Origin of the sequence: Methanofastidiosum sp. (assembly GCA_013178285.1) — an archaeon.
Taxonomy (GTDB): domain Archaea; phylum Methanobacteriota_B; class Thermococci; order Methanofastidiosales; family Methanofastidiosaceae; genus Methanofastidiosum.
Map to the genome: position 1 here is coordinate 1 of JABLXD010000001.1, position 25,666 is coordinate 25,666.

The window sequence follows — 25,666 nt, forward strand, 5'->3', positions numbered from 1 at the left end:
GCACCTTGATACGCCATGTTGGAATATTTGTATCTGTCCGATATTACAATTTTATTTTGATCTAGAGCATTCTTTATTTTAAGATAGTGCTCGTGTCTGTCAGCGGCATAAAGCATTGCGACAGTCTCAGATGCTAATGATATTTTTTTTTCAAGATTTGATTTTATGATTTTCCCTATTGGTTCATCATATATTGGCTCATGAGTCAGTAGTACCTCAAATCCATTATTTTCAAGAAATGATGCGAGTAATTTTGCTTGTGTTTCTTTTCCAGATGCATCAATGCCTTCAAACACAATGAATCTTTTCATAGATTGCTTAAAGACAAATTCATTTTTATAGTTTAGTGTAAGAGTTTAGAACAATTTAGTAAGATTTTTAAGCCATATGGTTAATGAACATTAATGGTTTATAATAAACTCTACATCAGAATAGCCGCTGCAGGAAACTTTGATGAAAAGTTTCTTATTGATTTTCAAAAAGAACTACAGAGCCTTTTGTGGGACACGCTTGGAATAAATGCAAGTTGCTATTACAATGTTTCAAATTCAGGAGGTATTCCAATATACAAAATACCTCCAACAGCATATACTCCTCATGTAGGGAAATACAATACACAGAGTTTATTTGTATTTGGAAAACAAAGAAGAGAAGAATCTCTCAAAAAATTTGGAAAAGCTGAAGTTCTTCTGAAAGTACTCGTATTGGTAGATTTTGAGATATACAGATCAGGATTTGCCGGAACTCTTTTTGGTGAGGCTGAAGTTGGAGGCGAGATAGCCATTGTTACAACAGCCCCTCTAGAGAACCATTTCAAGAGTAGTTTTCTAATAAAGGAAAGGGCATTAAAAGAAGCATTGCATGAACTTGGCCACACACTTGGTCTTGACCACTGTAAAGTTCCAGGATGTGCAATGAACATTTCTAAGGATATCTATGATATAGATGAAAAAAAGAAAACATATTGTAAAACATGTTTAAACAAGCTATTTGGTGGATACACTTAGGAAACTCTTATATAAACAGTGTTTGGGAATCCAGAATCTGCCATTCCTTTGTAAGATACTTCTCCAGTATTTTTACTTACCTCAAACATTAAAGCATGGTAGCTTACAGTAAGATTATTTCCGTCTAATTTTCCAATTCCTCTCAACACCTCTATTTCATAAAAAGTTCCCTTATCTGTTACCTTGTAAGTTGGGCTATAGGGGTGAAAGGAGTACGACCTTGTACCTGCAATTTTCTGACCATTATCCCAAATATATGCATCTACAAGTTTCAGTGCATTTTTCTCTGAAACTGGAATCATAGTCTCCATCTGTGTGTTTAGCCTATCTCTTTCTTCTGTTAGAAGATTTTTTTCAATAGTGAGGGTTTCAATATCTTCTTTCAAATCCTTATTTTCGGTAAACATAAGATATGATGTAGCTCCAAAAATAAGTACAAGTATTCCGAGTATTGCGATTAAATTTTTGCTCATAGTATCACTTTTTAATAAGATTTCAAAAAATATCTATATAAATATTTGTAAAAACTGATAATTAATTATTAATTATCATCGTTATCTAAAGAAATTGCTATAGATTATAGACGATAGTTTAATCTTTTTAGAAAGATTTAAATATTCTTTTCCAAAATGTTGTTTATGAATAGGAAACTTAGGATGGGTATCTCACTTTCTCTCGTTTTATTCACTTTGTCATTGTTTATAGCTTACGCTGCAGCTGAATCTGCAGCTAATTCTCAGCATTATAGATTTCAAATGAAGTTTTTAGGCACAGAGGGGACTGTAAGACCAGATGAAAATCTCAGAATCTCTGATGTCAGATTTATAATAAATAAAGATACAATTACTCTAAAGATGAATGTCTATATTCCAAGGAATTCTGGAATTGACAAAATGGAAATTTCTTTTGTCAATGATCCCGATCGTTCAAAAAGATTTTTCCTTGAGCCTGCAGAGGCTAAAGGTGTTGTAAGTTCAATTAAACCACTTTATATGAATGCATCTCAATCTTATTTCTTGAGGGATGGAGATGTCTCTAGGAAGGTATCTATATTGACCCTTACATACAAAAGAGTGGGAGACTATTATTACCAACTGCCTTTAAATGCAACAGTCGATTCATTTTACGGTGAATTTTGGATAGTCTTTGATAGAGGTACAGATGATCCTTCGATATTACTTGAAAACAACAACATTAATATTTCATTTTCATACCCATATGGAGATGCCGGAATAAATGGGATTAAAGTCCCAGATGATTACACAATAGCTACAGTTACCCCTGAGACAACAGAGAGAGTAAAATCATTCATTGTCTATTACTCAGCACCACCAACTAGTGTTTTCATAGAAGCTGTGAGAGGTCAGACAGAACCAACTCCTCTAGAAAAGTTAAGTTTATGGGGCAATTCAAATCTTGGTATATTTCTTATTATCTTCACATTCATTTGTGGTATAGATTCCTCTATGGTTTTCCTTTCAAGTTGGAAGAAATCTTTTGGAAATAAGAAAAACGTTAAAGTAACTATCAAAAAAGAAGAGTGCGAAGAAAAACCTCCTCCTGAAAAACCTAGACCAAGACCTATACCGGCACCTGTTGAAAGAGAAAGGCCTGTAAGAAGGGAAGAGCCTGTTAGTAGATATCAGCCATATGGTAGAGTGGACAGCACAAAAGACCTTATTGATGATATAAAAAGACTTGAAAAGGCAATGGAAGATTATGAAAACTCAGTAAGATTAAGAAAGAAATAAAGGTTGAGATACTTGGATGATAAAAAATCAGTTGGTACATATGCGGCATCACTTGTAAAAGATGGTAATGTTGTAGGGCTAGGAACAGGAAGCACTACTGCATTCACAATAACAGAACTTGGAAGAAGAATAAAGGAAGAAGGCATCTCAATATATGGTATACCTACTTCATTCCAAGCAAAGCTTTTGGCTGTAGAATCAAATATACCAATTACAACTCTAGATGAACATGATATAGATATATCGATTGACGGTGCGGATGAAGTGGATCCAACTCTTTGCCTCTTAAAGGGTAGGGGTGGGGCCTTATTACAAGAGAAGATAATTGACTACAATGCGAATAGATTTGTTGTTGTTTGTGAAGAAAGAAAACTTGTAGAAAGGCTTGGAAAAAATTTTCCTGTGACTATTGAAGTATTTCCACTTGCATATAGAAAGGTCTTTGAATCATTGACTTCATTTGGTAAGCCTATATTGAGAGATGGGGGCAAAAAAGATGGCCCGGTAATGACAGACAATGGAAACTTCATAATTGACTTATTTACATCTGTTGAAAATCCTAAATCCATGGAAAGAGAACTAAATGACATACCAGGTATATTTGAAAATGGGATATTTACTTCAAAATGCGAAGTAATATTTATGAAAAATAATAAGATAGTAGTTCTTAAATCATGATAAATTATTTATAATATAATTTAAATAAATAGTCAGGTGATAAAATGAAAGAATATGCCAAGGAAATAAAAATCAATGTTCCAGAAAAAAGCGATATAGATAAAGGATTAATGGATATGCTAAAATTCTTTTTAGACACAGAATCAAAAGTAAAGATCTATTTGTATCTCTTAAAAAAAGGCAGCTCTACCTATGACAGTATTGCCGAAGGGACGGCAATATATCCAAGTATGTGCCGTGAATCTTTAGCTTCAATGGAACAGATGAAGGTAGTGGAGAAGTCACCAGGAGATCCAGAAAGGTATTCTGCAGTTTCGCCTTCGCAGCTTGTAGATCGAAAAATTGGTCAAATTGAGAAGGAGCTAAATGAATTCTTAAAACTTGAAGAGATAGTAAAAGAGAAAAAAGAGATTAAAACTCCCATACTTCCTTTCAAAATAAAGATAGAAAGGGTAGAAAATACGGATAGTAAGGATGAGGAATGAAATCTTTTGTTAAAGATTAGTAATGAGCTCTTAGATTTCATATCTCATGCTGCAAAAAGTACCCACCCGAATGAATTTGCTGCTTTTTTAAGAGAGGATAATGGAGTTATTTCTGAAGTTATTTTTTCTCCTTTTAGTATATTTGGAAAGAACTCATCTACAATCTCCCACTTTAGTCTTCCAATTGATGCGTCTATTGTAGGCACAGTCCACTCACATCCTTCTGATAATGGACTTCCTTCAGAAGGAGACTTAAACTTTTTTTCCCGCTATGGAAAAATACATATAATAGTCAGATACCCCTATGGTGCAAAGGATTATTTCTTTTACTCAAGGGAAGGGGAAATATTAGAATACGAGGTTTTATGATGCAGCTAAAAGAAGAGCTTTTTAAAGCACTTTCAAAATCTGCTTTAGACCTAGTAGGAAAAAGAAAAGAGGTACCGATCTCATTTTCTGGCGGTGTTGATAGCTACATCACTGCAGCCTTAGTTAAGAATTATTCAAATCCAATCCTTTATACTATTGGAAACGCAGAATCAAAGGACATAGATTATTCAAAAATTGCATCTGAATCCTTAGAATGCTCCCTTGAAATAATAAGCTTATCCGATGAAGATATAGTAAAGGGAATCGAAGGAACTATTGGGATTATAGGCAGAGAGAATAGCCTTGACATCTTGATAGGTACGACCTTTTATCTTATTGCAAAAAGAATAAATCAAGATAGATTCAATATCTGTCTATCAGGTCAAGGTGCAGATGAGTTATTTTTTGGATATGATAAATATAGAAGGGCTATGGCAAAAGGTGAAGATCCTGATGGGTTAAGAAATAAGGATGTAATGGGGCTAGGAGAGATATTGAATAAACGAGAATACAAGATATTTGGAAATTTTGGTATAAAATTCTTATCTCCTTTTTTAGATGAAAATGTCAGAAAAATAGGCCTGCAGATTGAAAGGCACTATAATCTGAAAAACTCAAGTGACAATTTAAGAAAACATCTTCTTAGAGAAATCGCACATGATTTAGGGGCCCCTCCAGAGATTGTAAATCGTAAAAAGAAAGCTCTGCAATATGGCTCAGGAATCCTTGATGATGTTAGAAGGATATCCAGAGAAAAAGGATTGGCTTATTCTCTTAATGCTTATCTAGAATCTATTAAAAAATCGTAACTCTTTTAATAATAGTTTACAATATATATATTATGGAACTTAAAATAAAATATCTTGATATTCAGGAAATCCAAGATATTGTTTTCTTAAATGTAAAGGATGCTATAAAGGAAAGAATAGACCCTGGAGAGAAAATTATTATTAAAAAAAATAATTATTCTTATTCATCATCTGCAGTGCTAACCAAAGGCCTAGTAGCACAAGGATTTATTGGGATACCTCTGGAAAAATCAAAGCATTACAATCATTTAGAAAACGAAATAGTTGAAGTATTCCCTGATGTTAATATGGAACTAGTCCATATATCAAAAAAGAAAATAGATGGAAAAATACTGACTAATGAAGAGATAACAAAGTTTGTAGGCGGGATTATTAACGGGAATATTGATAGTGTAATAATCTCTAGCTTTCTTACAACAACTCAAATACTTGGAACATCTACAAAAGAAATAGAATACCTTACTCGTGCAATGGCTGAAACTGGAACAATGATAAGATTTGACAAAGGTCCTATAATGGATGTTCATAGCATTGGAGGTGTTCCAGGAAATAAAACTGCACTTCTCACAATACCAATAGTTGCATCTGCTGGCCTTTACATTCCCAAAACATCTTCAAGGGCAATAACATCTCCTGCAGGGACGGCCGATGTTGTAGAAGTAATATCGCCTGTTGATTTTTCTCCAGAAAAATTAAAAGAAATTGTCAAAACAACAGGAGGATGTCTTGCATGGAGTGGAGTCTTGAATTTATCGCCAGCAGATGAGAAGATAGTTGAAGTTGAAAGGAGACTTCATATAGATCCAGAACCGATCATCCTTGCAAGTGTTTTAAGTAAAAAATATGCGATGGGTTCAGAGTTTCTTCTTATAGATATACCAATGGGAGATGGAACTAAAATTAATAGTTGGGAAAATGCAAGGAAGCTTGCATCTAATTTTACAGAACTTGGATCGTCTCTTGGAATGCATGTCGAAGTTGCTGTAACCTATGGAGGGCAGCCTATTGGAAATGCCGTTGGGCCAGCACTTGAGGCAAGGGAAGCTTTAATGGCCTTAGAGGGGAAGCGAACTGGAAGCCTTACCGAAAAGGCCATTGGTCTTGCAGCTATACTACTTGAGCTTGGAAAGAAGGTAGAAGTTGGCAAAGGCAAATCAATGGCAAGAGATATCCTTGAAAGTGGAAAAGCCTTAGAAAAGTTTAGAGAGATCATAGAGGCCCAAGGTGGTCAATCTGATATAAAACCTGACGAAATACCCTTGGGGGAGTTTAGAGAAACAATCCTATCAGAAGATTCTGGGTATATAACTAAAGTTGATAATGACACTATTGTTAAAGTTGCAAAAATATTGGGAACCCCTTTTGATAAGGGAGCGGGACTCCTGTTAAATTATAAAGTAGGGGACCGTGTTGAAAAAGATGATGTAATTGTAGAACTTTATGCAGAAAGCAAGGAAAGACTTTTATCTGCAAAGAGATTTTTGGATTACAATAGGATATTCCAAACTGAAGGAATGATCCTTAAAAGATTTCCAGGACTTAGGGTGATTTGATGGAACCTGATTATTATAATCTTAAACATAGGAGAATCTTGGAAGATGCTAGAAGGAAAAGAGAGGACGGAATTATCCTATTTTTTGCACTGTTCTTGTCATCTCTATTCTTATTCCTAGTGGGGTTCGGGTTCTCTGTTGTTCTTATCGTTGCTGGAGTTATTGTTCTATTGTTAGGGGTCTTGTTGTTTATTTATGAAGACTCACAAAGTAGGAAATTCCTTGATAAAGCCTCTGAAATGGAACATCCTCTTGAAAATCCAGTTGAAAAAGAAGTGGAAAATGCAATCACTGATCTTTTGATTGAAGGAATCTCTTATCTGATGAAACATGACTAAAACAGTATACATTAGAAAGGCTCAAGACTACGAAAAAAGTCTCTCAGAGAGTATAAATAAAATCCTAAACGATTTAGGAGGTATAGAAAGATTTGTAAAAAAAGGTGACAGAGTCGCTCTTAAACCTAATTTGTTAGTTTTTTCGTCACCTTCAAAGGCCATAGTAACTCATCCCCTTTTCGTATTCGAAGTCTTTAAGAAAATAATTGAAGCAGGTGGAGAGCCTTTTGTAATAGATAGCCCAGGAAGTGGGATACCTTTCACAAAATCTTCTCTTAAATCCCTATATAGATTGACAGGTTACTGGGATACCTTCAAAGATTATTCTGACTGCCTTAACACAGATACCTCTAAAGTCAATGTAGAAGTTGAAAATGGCCTTATCCTCAAGAGAATCGATATTTTAAAGCCAATTCTAGATGCAGATGTCATTATTAATCTGCCAAAAATGAAGACTCATACTCTTACATTTCTTTCGGGTGCAGTGAAAAATATGTATGGTTCAATTCCAGGTATGGAAAAAACACGTTATCACTCAAGATTCACAAATGTACACGATTTTTCAAAGGCCATACTCGATGTTTGGAACGTTACAAAACCTGATTTGACAATAATGGACGGGATACTCTCTCTTGAGGGTGATGGCCCTGCAATGAGGGGGCTCCCAAGAAAAACTGAAATAATATTGGGTTCAGAAGACTCTCTGTCAATGGATCTAGCTATATGTAAGTTGATTGGATTATCGTATAATGAAATACCTTACTTAAAGGTCGCAATAGACAACAACCTTTCTGATGGAAACTTTAATCTAGTTGGAGAAATTCCAGAAATAGATAATTATATCCTTCCAAGAACATACCACGGTAAGATATCTTTAGACCCGGTATCATTGTATAATTATATCGTATTCCCAATATTCACCAAGTTTTTAGTTGAAAAGCCAAAGATACTAAAGAAAAAATGTATAAGATGTGGTGTATGTCTAAGGAGTTGTCCTGAAAAGGCAATAACTATGGGTAAAGAATCAGCCATTATAGATTACAGTAAATGCATTAAATGTTATTGTTGCCACGAGCAGTGCCCCGAGGGTGCTATTGACCTTAAAAGAATTAACTTATAGAAATCCATTTAAATATAAGTATTTTCATGTATTTGGTGATAAAATGAAAGAAGAAGTTTTCTACGGAAGAGGTATGAAAAAGATCAGGACAGATTGCCCAGAAGTATATGATGCAATTATAAAATTAAATGATGCCGTATACACAGGTAAGGCTTTGGATTACAAAACACAGAAACTAATTGCTATAGGGATTGCGGCGTCCAGATGTGATCAGAGTGCAACTGAAAAGCAGATGAGATCAGCAATGAAAGAGCTTGGGGTAACATCTGATGAAATAGCAGATGTCTTAAGAGTAGTATTGCTCCTCTCAGGTATGCCGTCTTTTACAAAGGGCATGAGGATTCTAGAAGAAATAGAAAATAAATAAAATAATTAATTTACTATTTTTATGCTAAGAATAGGATTTCACGTATCTGTAGCCCAAGGATTCCTAAAGGTCTTTGATAACGCAAAAGCCCTTGGGGCTAACTGCTGCCAGATATTTACTCACTCACCAAGAAGCTGGAAATTTAACGTAGTATCAGAAGACCTTGGAAAGATATTCAAGGATATGTACCAAAAAAATGATATTAGGCCCATAGTTGTCCATGATTCTTATCTACCAAATCTTGCTTCTGAAGATGGAACTATGTTAGATAAGTCAATTGACTCTATCAAAAAAGAATTTATCTCGTGTAATAGATTAGGCCTAGAATTTTTAAATATACACCCTGGTGCGCATAAAGAACAGGGAAAAGAGAAAGGATTAATTCAAATTTGTAAATCGCTTAACTCAATTAAAGATTATGTAGAAAAATCTACACTGTTATTTGAAAATACATCTGGGAGTGGATCCGTTTTAGGATCTAGATTTGAAGATCTTAAATTTTTGCTTGAGAACACGGATTTCAGTTGTGGAATAACACTTGACACCTGCCATCTTTTTACTTCTGGTTATGACATATCGAATAAAGAAGCTCTTGAAAATACGCTGTCTAGTTTTGACAAGATAGTGGGCCTAGAAAATTTAAAATTAATACACCTAAATGATTCTCAAGGAGAGTTAAATTCAAAAAAAGATAGGCATGAGCATATAGGTCTTGGAAAAATTGGGCCAGAAGGATTTAAAGCTATAGTAAATCACGATTATCTAAAGAATATACCTATGATAATGGAAACTCCAGTAAATGAAAAAAGGGGAGATAAAGAAAATATTATTTTTTTGAAGAAAATGATAGGGATTTGAGGTTTCTGTGACTTTGTATATTCTTATCCCTGTTCTGTTTTTCCCATACATCTAAAGGTATTGCATACTCTTTCTCTATTTTTTCTCTGTGTAAGCTGTTGTAAGTACAAAATGGAATAACTTTTCCCCCTGGGACTGCATAATGTATGGCGCATCTCTTGACCCTCTCAACATCAAAATTATATGGGTCTTGGAAATGCATGCATCCAATTAACATTGTGTGATAACTAAAGTCAGCCAATGTATCTACATCCCCTTCTCTAAGCACGCTCAACAAAAGCTTCTTGATATCAAGATTCTTTGGCTTCCTCTTTAAGTCAATTAGGTGAGGCAACTCCCTTGTTATTTTTGCAATTGCCATTGTTTTACTGATTTTTCCCCCACCTTCTACCTTTTCGGTCAGATCTTTTAGTAATCCAAAAAATCCATCTACATCAATAAAATGAGTGATTGGAGTAAGTTTTCCTTCGTCGTCAACGAATACATAAGTTGCAACACCGCAATGCTCGTGACAAGTAAATCTAACCTGAGGTGTTTGTCTCCAAGCTTCGATAAAATCTGAAAATGCATTAACGCTTGATGGGGTGTAAAAATCTTCTGCCAATACTTGCCCTTCGGTTTGCTCTTCAACAAGTTTTGTAAAATCAGGAATAGTAATCCTCATTTTTTCCAGTTCTTCTGTATCTATTCTGCCTGCAAAAGAAACAGGTTGGAAGTTTATACCTCTAACAATATCAAGATTATTTACGCCAAAGCGTATTATGTCGCCAACTTGATCGTCGTTAATACTTTTGACCAGGGTTGGAACTAAAACAACGCTTGTTAAATTTGATTTCCTAAAGTTCTCAAAAGCTTGAAGTTTTATAGGCAGCGCATTAAAACCTCTAGCGGCGATATATGGCTTCTCAGTCACTCCGTCAAACTGTAAATAAATAGTATTAAGTCCTTTTTTCCTAAGCTCCTTACAAAAATCAAGATCTCTAGCAAGACGGACCCCATTAGTTGCAATCTGTGCCAGTGTAAATCCTAATTTTTTTGCATCTTCTACAATCTCTGGAAGATCATCCCTTATTGTTGGTTCTCCTCCGGCAAATTGAACAACCATACACGGAACAGGCTTTTCATCTCTGACTAACTTCATCATTTTAACTAGTTCTTCTCTAGAAGGTTCAAGAACGTAGCCTGCAGTCTGAGCATTTGCAAAGCATATAGGGCATTTCATGTTGCACCTATTGGTGACGTCAATATTGCAAAGAACAGTGGGTGTAAAGTGTTCTGGGCAAAGCCCACAGTCGTATGGGCAGCCTTTTTTTGTTTCTGTGTTTGGATTGTCTAGTTTTGGGCCATCTACATGATATTTTTTGGCATGTTTAAACATTTCATAATCTGACCAGTAAGTATCTTCAAAGTTGCCGTGTTCAGGGCAGTTCTTTTTTATGAGTACCTTGCCCTTACTCTCAACAATATCTGCACTAATGACATTTAAACAGACAGGACATATTGACTTAGTTTTATCAATTAATTCCGACATTTAACCACCGATAAAATGATATAATAGGGTATCCTAAAATAATATTTAAAAGCTTTTCCTTGATATTTTTTTTCTCATTTCTTATATTTTATAATAATTTAATTAAAAAAACTTGGGTATTAATATTATTAGTTATATTTTTACTCAGACATTATTTAATTATTTTAACTTTTTTCATGCCTGCCTCGAATGCATTAAGATTTAAATCGAGCATTTTAGGTATACTATCTTTTATTGACTCCGTCATTGAATCTCTTGAGATCAAGTTGCACAATTGATTGAATGCTCCAAGCATGACAATGTTTGCAACAATTTTAGTTCCAAGTTCTGATGCAATTCTAGTTGCATTAATTTCTGCAAGTTTAAAGTCGCCTTCGATTTTATTATCTGGAATCAACTCTGGGTCATAGATTATAATGCCTTCTCTTTTTGTTCTTGATGCGTATTTAAAGAAAGCTTCTTGACTCATAATTATAGAAATCGCGGCAGATTCAACTTTTGGATAGTCAATTTCTTCATCGGATATAACTACTTCAGAGCGTGTTGATCCACCCCTCGCCTCTGGCCCATAAGATTGAGTCTGGACTGCATTGAAACCTTCAAGTACTGCTGCCTTACCCACTATAACGCCAGAAAGTATTATCCCTTGACCACCAAATCCACTTATTCTAATACCTGCCTTCATTTTAACTCACCACAAAATTTTTTGTATTTAGTGTTAAAGTCTTCTTTCTCTATGTCTACGAGTTCGCCGATTACCATCTTATCAGTAGACTTGCCCTCTGCCAACATTTTTTCATAAACTTTGATATTTATTGTTGATTCCTTAAAATGCTTTGTCATGTCAAGAGTTGTCCCCATTTTATTTAATCTGCCGTAAGAAGTAGGGCAAGGAGACAGTACTTCTACAAATGAAAATCCAGTTTTTTGAAGTGCTTTCTTAATAGAACTTATGCATTGGACTGGATGTGCTGTGGTCCATCTAGCTACATAGGGGGCACCTATTACCTTTGCCATCATTGAAAGATCAATAGGGTATTCTATGTTTCCATAAGGTGTTGTTGTTGTTTTAGATTTAAGCGGAGTGGTAGGAGCTACCTGGCCCCCAGTCATCCCATAAATAAAATTATTAATTGAAATAACAGTAATGTCAACGTTCCTTCTTATTGCGTGGAGAAAATGATTGCCACCAATGGCTCCACAATCCCCATCTCCAGTGAAAACTATGACCTTTAATTCAGGATTAGCAAGCTTAACACCTGTAGCATAGGCAATTGCCCTACCGTGTAAAGAGTGAAGCCCATCTGAATATATATAACCGGGTACCCTTGATGAACATCCTATCCCTGATACAAAAACTGTTTTGTTCATATCTATATTTAAATCATGGATAGCACGGAGAGAGAAATTCATTACACTTCCTATACCACATCCTGTGCAAAATATAGTTGGGAGCATGTCCTTCCTTAAGTATTTCTCTACAACTATGTCATTAGAAATAAAGCTCAATTTTTATCCCCCTCTATGACTCTTAAAATCTCGTAAGGTGTGTGTATTGCACCACCAATTTTTGGTACTGAAACAACTTTAGTATCCTTACCAACTGTTTCTCGGATAGGGTGAATCATCTGCCCAAGATTCATCTCAGGAACAATTACGGTATGGGCATTTTTCAATAGCTCTTTCATCTTACCGTAGTTAAATGGCCAGATTGTAATAAGCCTTATATGCCCAACTTTAATGCCATTTTTTCTAGCTTTTTTGACAGCACTTGCTGCAGGCCTTGAAGTTGTACCATATGAAACGACGATTATTTCTGCATCTTCTAAAAATGAATCTTCATAATACCATATAGTGTCAATGTCGTCTTGAACTTTTTCAATCAATCTTCTTACAAGCTCCTCGTGAACTTCAGCTGAAGTTGTTACTGGGAATCCTCTCTTGTCATGGGTAAGGCCTGTGACATAAGTCCTATAACCTGAGCCAAATGGTGCAAATTCGGGTACTTTTGAGGGTCTTGTAAATCCAGTTCTGTATGGCCTATACTTATCAGGCCCTATTGTAGCGGGAACTCTTTCATCAACTTTTACAGTTGTGACTTCAGGCAACACAACTTTTTCCCTCATATGCCCTATTTCGGCATCCAATAGAAGAATAACAGGAACTCTGTAATCCTCTGAAAGATTAAAGGCTTCAATTGTGAGGTCAAGTGTTTCCTGAACAGATTTAGGGGCCAGTGCAATTATCTGATGATCGCCATGTGTACCCCACATAGCCTGCATAACGTCGCCTTGCGCTGCTTCTGTCGGCTGACCGGTACTCGGCCCACCCCTTTGAACGTTAACAATGACGCAGGGTATCTCTGCCATGCATGCATACCCTATACATTCTTGCATCAATGAAAATCCAGGCCCACTTGTTGCAGTCATAGACTTTACCCCAGTACAAGATGCCCCTATAACTGCGGCTATGCTTGCTATCTCGTCCTCCATCTGGACATATACCCCGCCGAGTCTTGGCATCCACATTGCCATGCCTTCTGCAACCTCTGTAGCAGGTGTGATGGGATAGCCTGCAAAAAATCTACAATCAGCGAGTAATGCGCCATAAACAGCGGCTTCATCACCCTGTACAAAAAGATTTTTTTTACCTAAAAGCCTAATAACATCATTTGTCATCTTTATCCTCCACAATAATTGCAAAGTCAGGACACATCAATTCACATAAGTGACATTTTATACATTTTTCAGGGTACTTGACTTCAGGAGGGAAAACGCCCTTTTTACTTAGTTTTTCAGATTTTATGTACACTTTTTTAGGACAGTATTCCACACACAAAAGACATCCTTTGCAGTAGTTTGTGTTGACATGAATCAAAAAATCACCGTAATAATAAAGAGAAGAAATTTAAACCTTTTATAAAGTTTATCATTTAAATGCTTATATTAACTTAACAAATAAAAATAATAGGACATTTGTCCAAAAAATAATCTTTTTATCGTCCATATTCAATATGGGCTTTTGCAAGATGTCTTGCTGCAAGCGCCCCTATAAGGGATATTTCCCCTGCCAATACGGTTGCGGCGCATATCTCAGATAATGCCTTTGAGTTGTCACCGCTATTTTTGCCGCCGCCTGAGATGCCAAGTATACCAAGGGCTTCTTTCTGTGTCTCTATCTTAGTTCCACCGCCAACAGTTGCAACTTCAAGAGAAGGAAGTGTGACAGCAAAGTATACTCCATCTTTATCTGATTCTACTGTTGTAAATCCCTGGCTTCCCTCAACGACCTGGGCAATATCCTGACCGGTAGCTAGAAAGATTGCTGCCACAATATTTGCAAAGTGAGCATTGAATCCGTATGAACCTGCTTGTGCTGAGCCAATCATATTTTTTCTGTAATTTACTTCAATTAATGTATTTGCATCTGTCTTAAGTTTAGTCTCTATTATTTGATTAGTGATATATACTTCGGCAGTAATGCTTTTCCCCCTCCCTTCAATTAGATTTATTGCAGAAGATTTCTTGTCAGTGCAGAGGTTTCCAGATAGTGAAACACTTTTGACCTCTGGAAAAGTATCCTCAATCAACTTTAGAGCGGCGTCTGTTCCAATAGTGACGCCATTCATACCCATGGAATCCCCAGTGTCATAGACGAACCTTAAGAAAAGATTTCTTCCGACAAGATAGGGGACTATTTTCTGAAGCTTTCTAAATCGTGAATCTTTTTCTGCTTCTTTTTTAATCTGATCAAAGTTATTCTCAATGAACTCAGTTATTTTGTAATAGTCTCTTGAGGAAGTTAGTCTTAGCACAGGGGCTCTGGTCATGCCATTTCTAAATATTGTTGTTATCGCCCCGCCAGATGAAGAGATAACAGAAGCCCCTCTGTTGGTACTTGCAAGAAGTGCCCCTTCTGATGTCGCCATAGGTACATAGAAGTCCCCATTTGCATAATTACCATTAACCTTCAAAGGGCCTATGACTCCCATTGGAACTTGTACAGAGCCGATCATATTTTCTATATTGGTTCCAAAAAGATTGTCTGGATTTAGAGAATATTTCCCGATGTAATTGAGAGAAACATTTCTTATTTTCTGAATTGCTTCTCTCCTTATTTCTACCGCTTCTTTAGGAGTTTTAGTAAAATTTTCTATTTGATATATTTTAATCTCGCCATCGATTACCTTTTTTAAAATCTCTTCTTTTTCCATCTAATCCTCTCATGGATGGGCATATTCAACGATTGGCCTAAATTTATAGCCATAACATATTATGCCTTCGTCATTATACTCCATTATCTTCCTTGTGACCATTTCAACTTCCATGCCAATTTCAAGTTCTTCGGCTCTTGCATCTGTTATCTGGGCCGTTATAACTGGCCCTTCCATAAGCTCTATGAGTGCAACTGCAAATGGCAAATTATATTTGTGCTCCTTTGGAGGGCTGTTGATGTTGGTAAAGGATATTATCTTCCCTCTGCCAATAAGCTGATAGTTCTCATGATTTCTACTCTTGCATTTAGGACAAACTGTCCTATATGGAAATGACAATGCCTCACAATCTTTGCACTTTGAACCTACAAGCCGGTATCTCCTAATCTGTTCTCTCCAATGTCTCGGTACATCCACTCTAATCACCCCTCTCAAGAACAGATACAGATATTGTTGCTCCGCTGCCGCCAATATTTTCTGCTAATCCTCTTTCAGCATCTACACGCCCATCTCCCCTAAGGCTAGAAACAAGCTCTCCTATCTGGTATACGCCTGTAGCGCCAACAGGATGGCCCCTTGCTTTAAGCCCACCGTAGAGATTAATTGGAAGCTCTCCTCCAATGTAATGCTGACCTTCTAGCGCCATCTTTGTGCCTTCGCCCTTCTTTGCAAATCCCATGTCTTCTATAGACAGAGCGCTCATTATGGAAAATGCGTCGTGGATTTCGGCTATATCAATATCCTTTGGAGTAACGCCGGCCATCTTGAAAGCCTTCTTGCTTGCAGCAACAGCGGCAGAAAGAGTTGTCATGTGCTTTCTGTCATGAACGCCCAATGTGTCTGTGGCAAGTCCAACTCCCGATACAATAATTGGCGTATCTGTAAACTCCCTTGCTTTCTTCTCAGAGCATAAAATTACTGATGCCGATCCATCACATATTGGAGCACAGTCCATAAGTGTAAGTGGATCTGCTACTACGGGCGAATTTATTACTGTTTCAAGAGAAATTTCTTTTCTATACATGGCATGTTTACTGAAAGGCGCATTTTTGTGGGATATTACAGGAAATATTGAAAGATCTTCTCTTTTAATATTAAATTCATGCATGTAACGTCTCATGACAAGTGCATTTAGAGCTACAAAAGATACGCCGTGAAATGCTTCATAATCTCTGTCCGATGCATTTGCAAGGATTGATGTCGTCCTTGATGGGAGAACATCAGTCATTTTTTCAACTCCTGTAACAAGGACATAATCATACATTCCTGATTTTACACCCATATAACCTTCAATGAAAGCAGCCCCTCCAGATCCGCATGCTGCTTCTACTTTGACAGCTGGTATCGGCCCAAGCCCAGCAAAATCAGCTATCAATGCGCCAAGGTGCTCCTGGTCTATAAAAGGTCCAGATGACATGTTTCCAACATAAAGTGCATCAACTTTATCTATACCGCTATCTTCAAAAGCCATCCATATCGACTCTATTGCAAGGTCCCTCAATGATTTTTCCCAGTGCTCCCCTACTTTTCCAAGTCCAACTCCAATTACGGCAACATTATCGTCCATTTGATCACATCCTTATCTTCTTTCTATACCTTGCATAGCGTGCATAGTCAATCTCTTCCCTTCTCTCGATATACGATCTAACTGAAGGCGCTTTTACTTTCCTATCCGCAAGTTTATCTGTAACTTTAAGGGAGAATGCGTCACTCCCTGCGCCAGACCCGTAAGAAGCACAGAATATTCTATCCCCTTCTTTGGCCTTATCAAGTACTGCTGCAAGCCCCAAAAGAGCAGAACCTGCATAAGTATTACCTATGTAGGGCGAAACTAATCCATCAATAACCTTTTCTTTTGGAAATCCAAGTATCTTTGCAATTTCAAGCGGAAACTTTCTATTTGGCTGGTGGAAAATGGCATAATTATAATCATCAGGTTTTGTTCCAAGTTCTTCCATTAGTGCTTTTGAGCTGCTGAGAACATGCTTAAAATAAGAAGGTTCTCCTGTGAATCTATTTCCATGTTTTGGATAATGCTCATGTTGTCTCCTCCAGAAGTCAGGGGTATCGGTAACATAGGATAATGAGCCTTCAATGACGGCCAAACTTTCTTTTGCACTTCCAATTATGTACCCTGCGCCTCCAGCTGCTGCTGTGTATTCCAGTGCATCGCTTGGAGCTCCTTGGGCAGTATCCACACCTATGCCAAGGGCGTACTTTGCCATCCCGGAACCTACATAGGCTATGCATGCCTGTACAGTTTCACTTCCTGCTTTACAAGCAAACTCCCAGTCTGCAGCGTTAACAAATGGTGTAGCTGCAATAGCTTCTGCAACTATTGTGGAAGTCGGTTTTACAGCATAGGGTTTGGATTCAGTACCAACCCAAACTGCTCTCAAGTCTTTTGGATCTATGCCAGCCCTCAGAAGGGCATTTCTGGCTATTTCTATGGCTATAGTAACAGAGTCCTCATCTGCACCTGGGACTGATTTTTCTCTAATTGGTACAAGGTTTGGATCATTTCCCCAAACTCTTGCAATTTCCGTGTTCTGTATTCTGTATTTTGGGACATAAGCACCATAGCCTATAATACCTACAGATTTACTAGGCTTCATCAAATTCCTCCTCTAACAAAGACGATTTACCATAGATAAAAGAGATATAATCGGAACGATATATAAGATGGAAAATAAAATATATATAAATATTTCGGTATTAGTGAAATATTGTATCGGCAAAAAACGTTATTTTTTGATTTCCTTTATGTAAATTGACTTTTCTTTATTGAAATCAATTTTTACTTTGTCAAGGTCGATTTTACCAACTATATTTGTTCCATCGAACTCTTCCCCAGTTGGGCCGTATGCCTTGTCATCCTTCAATCTGACCCCTATCAATCCTTTATGCTGTCTTGACATGTTTGTAATGCCAACATCCCCCCTACTAGAAACACCAACAGGTGAGTTCTCTGGGGTCAAACCCCCAGCTTCAACGCTCCCCCCTTCAAATGCTACAAGAGAAACAGTTGGATGGGCAAATTGAATGTCAAGCTTCCCAACTGGTTTGTTTACAAGGCCAGTAATCTTCCTAAAGTATTTTACTGTGCTTGGAGCTTTATCTTCATACAGTTCAATTTCAATTATACTATTTTTATCGACGCCTAGGGTCTTTGTAGCTTTAGTTTTTAGAACTTCTGCAGTATATGGCGGCTCCTGCTCCACTATAACTGCCCCATCAGATGTATCCCCGGACCTTTCCTGTTTGATACCTTCTGCATTAAGTCTATTTTCAGCTTCTTTTTGATTGAGCCCAAGTAAAGAAAGGCTTTGTGGAGAGGTCCTAACCATTACTTTATCCCCTTTTTTTAGCATCTCGATTAGCTCAGACCCAGAGGTAATGACAGCCGCAACTGAGTGATTTGGTGTGGTGATCCTTTCCTTTTTATATATGTAAACTACACCTGTATTCTTACCTTCGGTTCTGACAGAAACAGAGTTTTTCTTTCTTAGATTAGAGTTTTCATTTTGGACATCAAACCCAATCAACCCCTCAGAAGCTACATATGACTCTGTTGTATTATCAATTGTAATCTGGCCATCCTTAGTAAGGGAAAAAATATGCTCCATTGCCATTGGGGTATTATCATTAAGCTTCATAAGTATTTGAGAGAATATTCTCTCGCCATTCTTTGGCTTGTAAGATAGGTCAGTTGTAGTTTCAAAATCCTTTTCAACAGTAAAGACTTCAACTGGTTCAATTGAAATTATCTCATCCCCTTCTTCTATCAAAGATAAAACATGCCTGCCTTGGGTAATCTTTCCAATAGTATTCTTGGTCCCGTAACTTCCTTTCTGGATCTTTTTAGAAAGGGCGATATATGTTGTATTGTTGTCAAATCCGGCCAATATGAAAAAAACGTCCCAGGGATTATAGGTCTTCTCTTCTTTTGAAGGGACTAATGATGTGGAAACTGATCCTATCGCAATAAGAGTTGAGGTTTTCCATCTGACATTCTTTTTTTCAAACTGTTTTGAGATTTCTTTGAATACTTTTCCCTCTTCAGAGCCTTTAATCTTAATGACAAAAGCCCCTTTATTTGTTGTAACTAGAAACTCATCAAGGTAGGAAGACTTTTCTGTTTCCTTCTTGATTACCCCCACAGTAGAACCTTTTTGATAAGAAATATTATTATTAGAAAAAATTTGATTTAAGGTGGCTCCTTCTTTTGTCTCAATTTTATTTCCGTCAATTTCAATTTGCATGGTCATAACCTCAATAATACTATGTCCCTAATGTGCTCGTCTTTCTTGCCTCTGAAAGCATCAAAGACTTCTCTTCTCTCCTTTCCTTTAGAGTTTTGATATACGACAAGCCAGTATGGAAGGTATACCTCTTCAGTTCTCCAGATTTTTGCATTTCCTAAAGATTCAATGCCTTTTGAAACGTCATTTTTTGATATAAGGGGGTCAATTACTTTGCCCGATATTTCCTTGCTATTTAGGGATAAATTCAGTTTTTTAAGTTTTTTATCCTCAAAGCCCCTTACCAATTTAAATTTTATCTTTGGCCTAACGCTGAGATTGCCCCCATCTTGCTTATACTCTATTAATCCTTTTGATTCTAGGCTTGAGATCAATGAATGCGTTTTTCTAGGCGTAAGACCTGTTTCCTTTTTAATATCTGAAAGAGTTGGATTTTCTCTGTCTATTAGATAGTCCAAAAACCATTTGTCATCAGGCTTTAGTTTGTAGATTTCAGAAAATCCTACAGTTCTTGAAATCTTTCCGTCCCAGATAAGTAGTTCCCCTGTAATTCCATCAAAGAAGCATGACATGCTCTTGTAACTGCCCTTCTTTGGCATATAATCAAAAAACACCATTGTGAGAGGATAGTAAATAGGATATATTCCCTTTATCTCCTCAGACCTAAATGATATTTTTTTCTTATTTTTTGAGGCAATTTCTTTCATCTCGTCATAGGATATTTCGGCGGATATAATCGGGGCTATCCTAATTCCTTTAAACTTAGCTTCGCCTATCTCTTGAGCTTCATACTCCTCAAATAGCTCAACTTCTTCCAAAGAATCCTCTTCCTCATCAATCATGGGGATGTCGAGGACAACTGGCTTTGGTTCCGGTTTAGGTTTTACTTCCTCCTTTACATCAAATTCTCCATCAAGCCTTAGCTCTTCGATAATATCTTCAAATGAAAATTTTAGCTTATACTCCTGATTTGCTATATTTACAACTTCTTCCATTTCAGCAAGCGGCCTCTTCTGGCGATATTTTTCTAATATAAGATTTTTAACATTTGTCTTCATAAGTTCGGGATCAATCTCAAGCATTGGCTGCCTTTCTCTTCCCTCATGCTGGCTTATTCTAGGCCTAACAGATATCAAAAATGCCCTGGAAGTAGACTCTTCCTTGTCACCAATTATTGCACTTCCTATTGGGAGGGATCTTATGAATCTAAAATCAGAAAGTTTATTTGGTATTTCAGACGGCATCCTCTGAAGGACCGCTTTGATATCGTCCTGATAGACAAGCTTGTGGCATATTAGTAGGTCAACTTGAGAAAGAATTCTTGAATCAATAGCTGAGGGCTGCTGAGTTGCAAGGACAATGGAACAGCCTGGCTGCCTCCCCTGCCTAACATATTCAATAAGACTATCAGTTGCTGCTGTTACTTTACCGCCTCTTGGAACAAGGATGTGTGCTTCATCTATCATGAGCCATGTGACTGGTACATTTCCTAAGATATTTATATCACCCATGGCTTCCTGTCTTGAGATGACTTTTCTAGTATTGAGGATATTCCTTGAAAGGAGCCCAACAACAAGAGCCCTGACGTTATCCTCTAAGAAGCTAACATCTATGACAGAAACTTGGCCCCTCTTTGATAGATCATTTAGTTTTGTTCCGTTCTTGTCAAATATCCCCCACTGGATTGCACCTGTGAGCCTTGCATTGAGGGCCCTTCTTGTGTTCTCCTTAAATCCACCTTCACGGGAGGATATGCTCTCTTCGTTTTCAATTGTCTTGATTAGATCCTCGATATCATAATCATCACCAAGCCCGGCAACATGTTTTTCATCAATAGTTGTGTATCCTGACTTTGTCTTCTCAATTACCCTCTCAATTAGAAGGCCCATTGTGTCAAACCTTTCAATATCAAAGGTAAGGCACCAATCTTCAACCCTTAACTCAGATGGTTTTATCTTGAAGACATCATCCCACGTTTCTTTGGGTGCCTTGTGGACGTAACCTTTTGGGATAAAGACCCTAACATTTTTTATCCCTGTGGGCTTTAATCCCCACCTCTCAAGCATTTCTCCCTCGCTTGCGGTCTTGTTTTTTTGCTTCATGCTCCAGAATATGCCCATCGGGTCAATTATCAAAATCCCGACTGCATCGTTTTTCATAGCCATCTCTTCAACTATGACCCCAAGTGTGTATGACTTACCGCTTCCCCTCATACCACAGATGAATATTGCGTGAGGGCTTATGCTATCAAGAAGAACCCTCCTATTCAGGTAGTTAGTCCACTGTCGGCTTGTTTCATTTACCTTGCCAATGTAAAGAGCAGCTTTACCCTTATACTTCTCAAAGGTACTCTTTTTTCTACCAACGTATGCCCCTTCTTCATCAGAAAGAAGTTCCAATTTTTCCTCAATATCGATCATGTTCACTAAAAAGATATAAAAAGCTCTATAATTAAAACCTTTTCGGATTTAATGGAAGCGATTTCTAGAATTAAGACTGCTCACGGAGACATCAAAACACCTACCCTTCTCCCTGTGTGCGCACTTACCTATGGCGTTTGGGACGTTTTCATTGAAGAAAAGGTAATTCCTCCGTGGAAACTTTCAGATGCTACACTTTTCTCATTAGAGTATGTAAGAAACACAAAATATGAGGAGAAGGTCATAGATGGCTTCCACAAACTTTTTTCAGAAAAGAAGCCCATATTTGTTGATTCAGGTGGATTCCAATCTATGAAAAAGGGCATTGATAGGGATCCTATAGATGTGCTTAGATTCCAGGAAAAACTCAAAGCTGATGTCGCTGCCACCTTTGATTACCCTGTTCCACTAAATGTTGAAAGACCCGAATATATGAAAATGCTTCAAAAAAGTATTGACAGCGCTAATTTGGCCCTTGAAAATAAAGAAAGAGAAGAGATGTTACTATATTCTTGCGTTCATGGATTTTCAGAGGAAGAGATAGACTGGTATTTTTCAAAACTATCTAGCGGCTTTGATGGATATGCAATGGGCTCCCTTGTTCCAAGAAAAAATGATTATAAAACATTAATAGAGATAATCCATAGGGCAAAGATGCATGTACATGAGCGCGGAAAGCCACTTCACATATTTGGAGTTACTGGATTTCCCATGCTTTATGCATTGAGCTATATGGGAATTGAAACAATGGACTCCTGGACCTATCTTGTTGCATCAATTTACAAGGAATACATACACCCAGAAACCTTGAAAAGGGTGAGGATGAGAAAAACTGGGAAGATACCAGAGTGCGACTGTTTTATTTGTAAGGAACGTGGGATGGAGGATTTTCTTGGAGCTACGAGTGTTCCACAAGCGTATCTAGCGATTCATAATTTGAATATGTTCATGCGGGAAATGAAGTTGATAAAAGAGCACATGGATGAAAATAGCTTTGAAGAGCTAGTTGAACAAAAAAGCAAATACAATCTCAGGATAAAAAAGGCCTATGAATATGCAAAGCAACATATGAATAGAAATTCAAGTTTTTAAACTAAAAATTAAATAAGCTTTTTTGATTTTATATAAACTACTACAATCTAGGAGAACTCATGCTCTATTTTATATTATATATATTTAATCAAAATAAGAATTATTAAAATAATAGAAAAATAGATAAATATGTTTGACATATAAATAATGGCATATTAATTCATAATTTGCCATAAAGAGGGAACAATGAGAGGTTTAAATAAAGTAATTGAAAGAATATCGATTTCAATAATCTCAATTACTCTTTTACTTTCATCAGGCTGTTCTGGTACTCAAGTCATACCTGCAGATACAAATGTTGATGCGATTGCAGTATGGCAGTACTACGTGGATGATCCTGTAAGGGGCGCAGATTGGGACACTTACTATTCATTGTGGGACGATGATAACAAACGCTGGTGGACTCCAAATGGGACGCCCGTATACTGGATATCGGATCAGATTGGGGATGATTTTGATCCGAATGTCGAGTTTGGACCGTCAAAGACTGCAATTGCCGTATGGTCAAATCAGAATACTGGGGATATATACTACTCTAAATGGAACACGGACAAACTGATCTGGACAGATGAATTACCTGTGTCTAGCATATCAGGGTTGGATATCGACCCAGATATAGCATACAACTTTGATGGAAATGCAATTACAGTTTGGGTCCACATTGATGAGGAAGGAAGCAGGTTGATATACTACTCCGTTTATGATGGAACTAATTGGTCAGCAGGAAAACCATTGGTAGAAAACTACTCTCTTAAATGGGGGCAGCTACCCGAAATAACATTTGTTTCAGAATTTTATGGAATGGATGCAATTGCTATATGGACTGACTACCAAGGTAGTCTCCCCAGAATTTACTATTCACAGTTTAATGGGGCTAGTTGGACAACACCGCAACCAATTCCAGGTCAGACTGAGCCGCCGCTAGTTGACTTTTATAACTTCACGCTTACAAGAAATGGAATTTCTGAGTTTGGTAGGGTCAAAGCTGTGTGGTCAACATTTAACAAAGATAGCTGGAATGTTTTCTATTCTCTATGGGACGGCACCACCTGGTCAAAACCAACTATAATTGGAAGCCACTACATGCCAGAGATTGATTGTGACGCTTATGATTATTCAATGACAGTTTACTCATACTTAAATCCAGGATTGGATATTTACTCCTCCTATGAAGGGGATAGTTTCGCACCAAAATCTGTTGGAGACACAGGAAAAAATGATTGGAGGCCTGCAGTTACATATCTTGAAAATGGGGCAGCAATAGCCGTATTCTGGTCGGAGTCTTCTGATCAAGACATGTACTACTCAAGATGGGACGGCAACTGGAGCCTTGTTAATCTGATATACCCAGAAGAGAATCTAAAAGGATCCACAAGAAATCCTGAAATATCTTCAGATACCCTATTGCCATCAAAGAGAACTTGGTGGTGGAAGTGGACCCCAAGGTACCCACCAGGTAGACCACCAGACCCCCCGCCTGGTGAGCCTCCCCCTGATGGTAGACCCCCTCCACCTGGAGAGCCCCCGACAGGCATACCTGCACCGCCAAGGTTGCCCCCAGAACCTCCTGAAGACCCAGTTCCGGCAGATGGGAAACCTACTGAACAGCCCAGAGAACCTGAAGGGACAGATGTCTGCCATTGGGATTTAAAGACAAAAGCTTGTATCGGGGGGTGTAGCCCTGGATATGAGTGTACTAGAACGGCAGGTCCTGGCGCCACAAGCCCATGTGCATGCCTAAGCAAGGATAGATACAACTTACCATGCAGATATAGCAGAATGGAAGGCAAATGCATTGGAGTCTGTGAATCAACTGGCGAATGCAAACAAATTTCTGCAGAAGAATGTAGGTGTGACACCATTATCGAACCTGACTCATTCTTTGATGTTTTTACAGAAATTACCCTAGTTGAAAAATGCAACTCGGGAGAGCTATGTAGGGCATTTGCCAAAATAAGCAATCTTGGTAATAACAAAGTATCCAATGTAGAATATAAGGTAGAAGTTGGGAGTAAGTCATATGGCCCATACTTATACGAGGGAGAAATTAATCCAGGCCAATCTGTGGATATAGCGCTAACCCTTTCTTTCACAACCCCCGGAACATACAACTTCAAATTCATAGCAGATCCTCAAAATAGAATCAATGAATCAGATGAAAACAATAACATTGCTACTCAGAAAATAACTGTTGAGGGAACTGAAATGCCGCCTGAAGCTGTGAATCTATCAATGAATAAAATAACTATTATGACCGAGCCCTTAGTGGGACAACCTACGCTCTTTGTATTTGATTTCGGATTTAATTTACCCAGTAGTTCAGTTGATTCTTACCCGGTCAGCATAATCGTCAAAAAAAGTGATGGGATGTCAGAAACAATAACTGGAATGGTAAATCCGGATATTCCTCAATATACCTTACCATATATCTTCCCATACCCAGGAGAATACACAGTCCAATGTATAATTGATCCTAATAACATAATTGCAGAGACAAATGAGGCAGATAACTCAAAAGTTATTCAGGTGTATGTAGAGGGCAGTTCAATTCCCAGCGGGGCAGAAGATATTGTAGAGAAGATAAATGAAGCCCAAGCCACTCAAAATCTTGCAAAAGTTCTATTAGATCAAAAAATAAGTCAGGGTTATACCGATTTACCGTGTGAAGACATCTACAGCAATGGGTCAGACATATACAGCATGGCCATCGTCCAGTATAATCTAGGGGACTATGCAAATGCTAACGCACTTATAGATCAAGCTATCAATACATTCCAAAACTCAATTGATTGTCTAGAGACACATTAATTTTA

General features: G+C 37.5%; 26 protein-coding genes. 13 read left to right on the forward strand and 13 right to left on the reverse strand.

The features are described from left to right. Positions 1–311: dTMP kinase (gene tmk / locus HPY60_00005; GenBank protein NPV49566.1), on the reverse strand; the 311-nt coding region annotated here is incomplete at its 3' end. 93 nt (positions 312–404) lie between these two features. Between tmk and HPY60_00010 the strand changes: the two genes are divergently transcribed. Further along, positions 405–1,007 carry a hypothetical protein gene (locus HPY60_00010; GenBank protein ID NPV49567.1) on the forward strand — a complete coding sequence of 201 codons (603 nt, stop codon included), beginning with the start codon at positions 405–407 and terminating at the stop codon, positions 1,005–1,007. On the opposite strand, the gene HPY60_00015 is transcribed toward HPY60_00010, so the two are convergent. Continuing rightward, positions 1,004–1,480 (reverse strand): hypothetical protein, encoded by a 477-nt coding sequence (locus HPY60_00015; protein ID NPV49568.1) that lies wholly within the window; start codon positions 1,478–1,480, stop codon positions 1,004–1,006. The two genes, HPY60_00010 and HPY60_00015, sit on opposite strands and share 4 nt — an antisense overlap. A 165-nt stretch (positions 1,481–1,645) precedes the next feature. On the opposite strand from HPY60_00015, the gene HPY60_00020 reads away from it, so the two are divergent. From HPY60_00020 to HPY60_00065, 10 genes are read left to right on the forward strand one after another with little or no spacing between them, the layout of a single operon-like run. Then, positions 1,646–2,758, forward strand: a complete 1,113-nt coding sequence (locus tag HPY60_00020; protein NPV49569.1) for a hypothetical protein — start codon at positions 1,646–1,648, stop codon at positions 2,756–2,758. Between the two features lie 12 nt (positions 2,759–2,770). Beyond that, positions 2,771–3,436, forward strand: a complete 666-nt coding sequence (rpiA, locus tag HPY60_00025) for a ribose 5-phosphate isomerase A (protein NPV49570.1) — start codon at positions 2,771–2,773, stop codon at positions 3,434–3,436. Between the two features lie 44 nt (positions 3,437–3,480). Next, positions 3,481–3,921 carry a transcriptional regulator gene (locus tag HPY60_00030; GenBank protein ID NPV49571.1) on the forward strand — a complete coding sequence of 147 codons (441 nt, stop codon included), beginning with the start codon at positions 3,481–3,483 and terminating at the stop codon, positions 3,919–3,921. 6 nt (positions 3,922–3,927) lie between these two features. After that, entirely contained in the window at positions 3,928–4,290 is a 363-nt protein-coding gene (locus tag HPY60_00035) for a metalloprotease (protein ID NPV49572.1), read from the forward strand. Then, complete coding sequence (locus tag HPY60_00040; GenBank protein NPV49573.1) at positions 4,287–5,099, forward strand: asparagine synthase; 813 nt, start codon at positions 4,287–4,289, stop codon at positions 5,097–5,099. Before HPY60_00035 ends, HPY60_00040 begins: the two co-directional genes overlap by 4 nt. 32 nt (positions 5,100–5,131) lie before the next feature. Next, on the forward strand, positions 5,132–6,652 hold the full coding sequence (locus HPY60_00045) for an AMP phosphorylase (protein ID NPV49574.1): 1,521 nt from the start codon (positions 5,132–5,134) through the stop codon (positions 6,650–6,652). Further along, complete coding sequence (locus HPY60_00050) at positions 6,652–6,990, forward strand: hypothetical protein (protein ID NPV49575.1); 339 nt, start codon at positions 6,652–6,654, stop codon at positions 6,988–6,990. The genes HPY60_00045 and HPY60_00050 overlap by 1 nt, the downstream gene beginning before the upstream one ends. Next, complete coding sequence (locus HPY60_00055; GenBank protein NPV49576.1) at positions 6,983–8,110, forward strand: DUF362 domain-containing protein; 1,128 nt, start codon at positions 6,983–6,985, stop codon at positions 8,108–8,110. The genes HPY60_00050 and HPY60_00055 overlap by 8 nt, the downstream gene beginning before the upstream one ends. A gap of 43 nt (positions 8,111–8,153) precedes the next feature. Next, a complete protein-coding gene (locus tag HPY60_00060) occupies positions 8,154–8,477 on the forward strand; it encodes a carboxymuconolactone decarboxylase family protein (GenBank protein NPV49577.1) in 324 nt (107 codons plus the stop codon). A gap of 21 nt (positions 8,478–8,498) precedes the next feature. After that, entirely contained in the window at positions 8,499–9,335 is an 837-nt protein-coding gene (locus tag HPY60_00065; protein NPV49578.1) for a deoxyribonuclease IV, read from the forward strand. On the opposite strand, the gene HPY60_00070 is transcribed toward HPY60_00065, so the two are convergent. From HPY60_00070 to HPY60_00120, 11 genes are all read right to left on the reverse strand, one after another. Beyond that, positions 9,304–10,866, reverse strand: a complete 1,563-nt coding sequence (locus HPY60_00070) for a radical SAM protein (GenBank protein ID NPV49579.1) — start codon at positions 10,864–10,866, stop codon at positions 9,304–9,306. The genes HPY60_00065 and HPY60_00070 overlap by 32 nt on opposite strands. A 151-nt stretch (positions 10,867–11,017) precedes the next feature. After that, entirely contained in the window at positions 11,018–11,551 is a 534-nt protein-coding gene (locus HPY60_00075) for a 2-oxoacid:ferredoxin oxidoreductase subunit gamma (GenBank protein ID NPV49580.1), read from the reverse strand. Further along, entirely contained in the window at positions 11,548–12,324 is a 777-nt protein-coding gene (locus HPY60_00080) for a 2-oxoacid:ferredoxin oxidoreductase subunit beta (protein ID NPV49581.1), read from the reverse strand. The genes HPY60_00075 and HPY60_00080 overlap by 4 nt, the downstream gene beginning before the upstream one ends. A gap of 47 nt (positions 12,325–12,371) precedes the next feature. After that, the gene (locus HPY60_00085) at positions 12,372–13,544 is read right to left on the reverse strand and encodes a 2-oxoacid:acceptor oxidoreductase subunit alpha (GenBank protein NPV49582.1); all 1,173 of its coding nucleotides are present in this window, start codon (positions 13,542–13,544) and stop codon (positions 12,372–12,374) included. Beyond that, positions 13,534–13,743 (reverse strand): 4Fe-4S binding protein, encoded by a 210-nt coding sequence (locus HPY60_00090; GenBank protein ID NPV49583.1) that lies wholly within the window; start codon positions 13,741–13,743, stop codon positions 13,534–13,536. The genes HPY60_00085 and HPY60_00090 overlap by 11 nt, the downstream gene beginning before the upstream one ends. Positions 13,744–13,861: 118 nt before the next feature. Beyond that, positions 13,862–15,079: a hydroxymethylglutaryl-CoA reductase (NADPH) gene (gene hmgA / locus HPY60_00095; protein NPV49584.1), complete on the reverse strand. Its 1,218-nt coding sequence runs from the start codon at positions 15,077–15,079 to the stop codon at positions 13,862–13,864. 9 nt (positions 15,080–15,088) lie between these two features. Further along, positions 15,089–15,505 carry a Zn-ribbon domain-containing OB-fold protein gene (locus HPY60_00100; GenBank protein ID NPV49585.1) on the reverse strand — a complete coding sequence of 139 codons (417 nt, stop codon included), beginning with the start codon at positions 15,503–15,505 and terminating at the stop codon, positions 15,089–15,091. Beyond that, positions 15,498–16,646 carry a thiolase domain-containing protein gene (locus tag HPY60_00105; GenBank protein NPV49586.1) on the reverse strand — a complete coding sequence of 383 codons (1,149 nt, stop codon included), beginning with the start codon at positions 16,644–16,646 and terminating at the stop codon, positions 15,498–15,500. The genes HPY60_00100 and HPY60_00105 overlap by 8 nt, the downstream gene beginning before the upstream one ends. 4 nt (positions 16,647–16,650) lie before the next feature. Next, the gene (locus tag HPY60_00110; protein ID NPV49587.1) at positions 16,651–17,694 is read right to left on the reverse strand and encodes a hydroxymethylglutaryl-CoA synthase; all 1,044 of its coding nucleotides are present in this window, start codon (positions 17,692–17,694) and stop codon (positions 16,651–16,653) included. Positions 17,695–17,823: 129 nt separating this feature from the next. Continuing rightward, positions 17,824–19,341, reverse strand: a complete 1,518-nt coding sequence (locus HPY60_00115; protein NPV49588.1) for a methanogenesis marker 3 protein — start codon at positions 19,339–19,341, stop codon at positions 17,824–17,826. A 2-nt stretch (positions 19,342–19,343) separates the two neighbouring features. Next, a complete protein-coding gene (locus tag HPY60_00120; protein ID NPV49589.1) occupies positions 19,344–21,767 on the reverse strand; it encodes a DUF87 domain-containing protein in 2,424 nt (807 codons plus the stop codon). Between the two features lie 45 nt (positions 21,768–21,812). Between HPY60_00120 and HPY60_00125 the strand changes: the two genes are divergently transcribed. Both HPY60_00125 and HPY60_00130 read left to right on the forward strand, forming a co-directional pair. Then, positions 21,813–22,853: a tRNA-guanine transglycosylase gene (locus HPY60_00125; GenBank protein ID NPV49590.1), complete on the forward strand. Its 1,041-nt coding sequence runs from the start codon at positions 21,813–21,815 to the stop codon at positions 22,851–22,853. Positions 22,854–23,039: 186 nt separating this feature from the next. Next, positions 23,040–25,661 (forward strand): hypothetical protein, encoded by a 2,622-nt coding sequence (locus HPY60_00130; protein NPV49591.1) that lies wholly within the window; start codon positions 23,040–23,042, stop codon positions 25,659–25,661. The last annotated feature ends 5 nt before the right edge of the window (positions 25,662–25,666 follow it).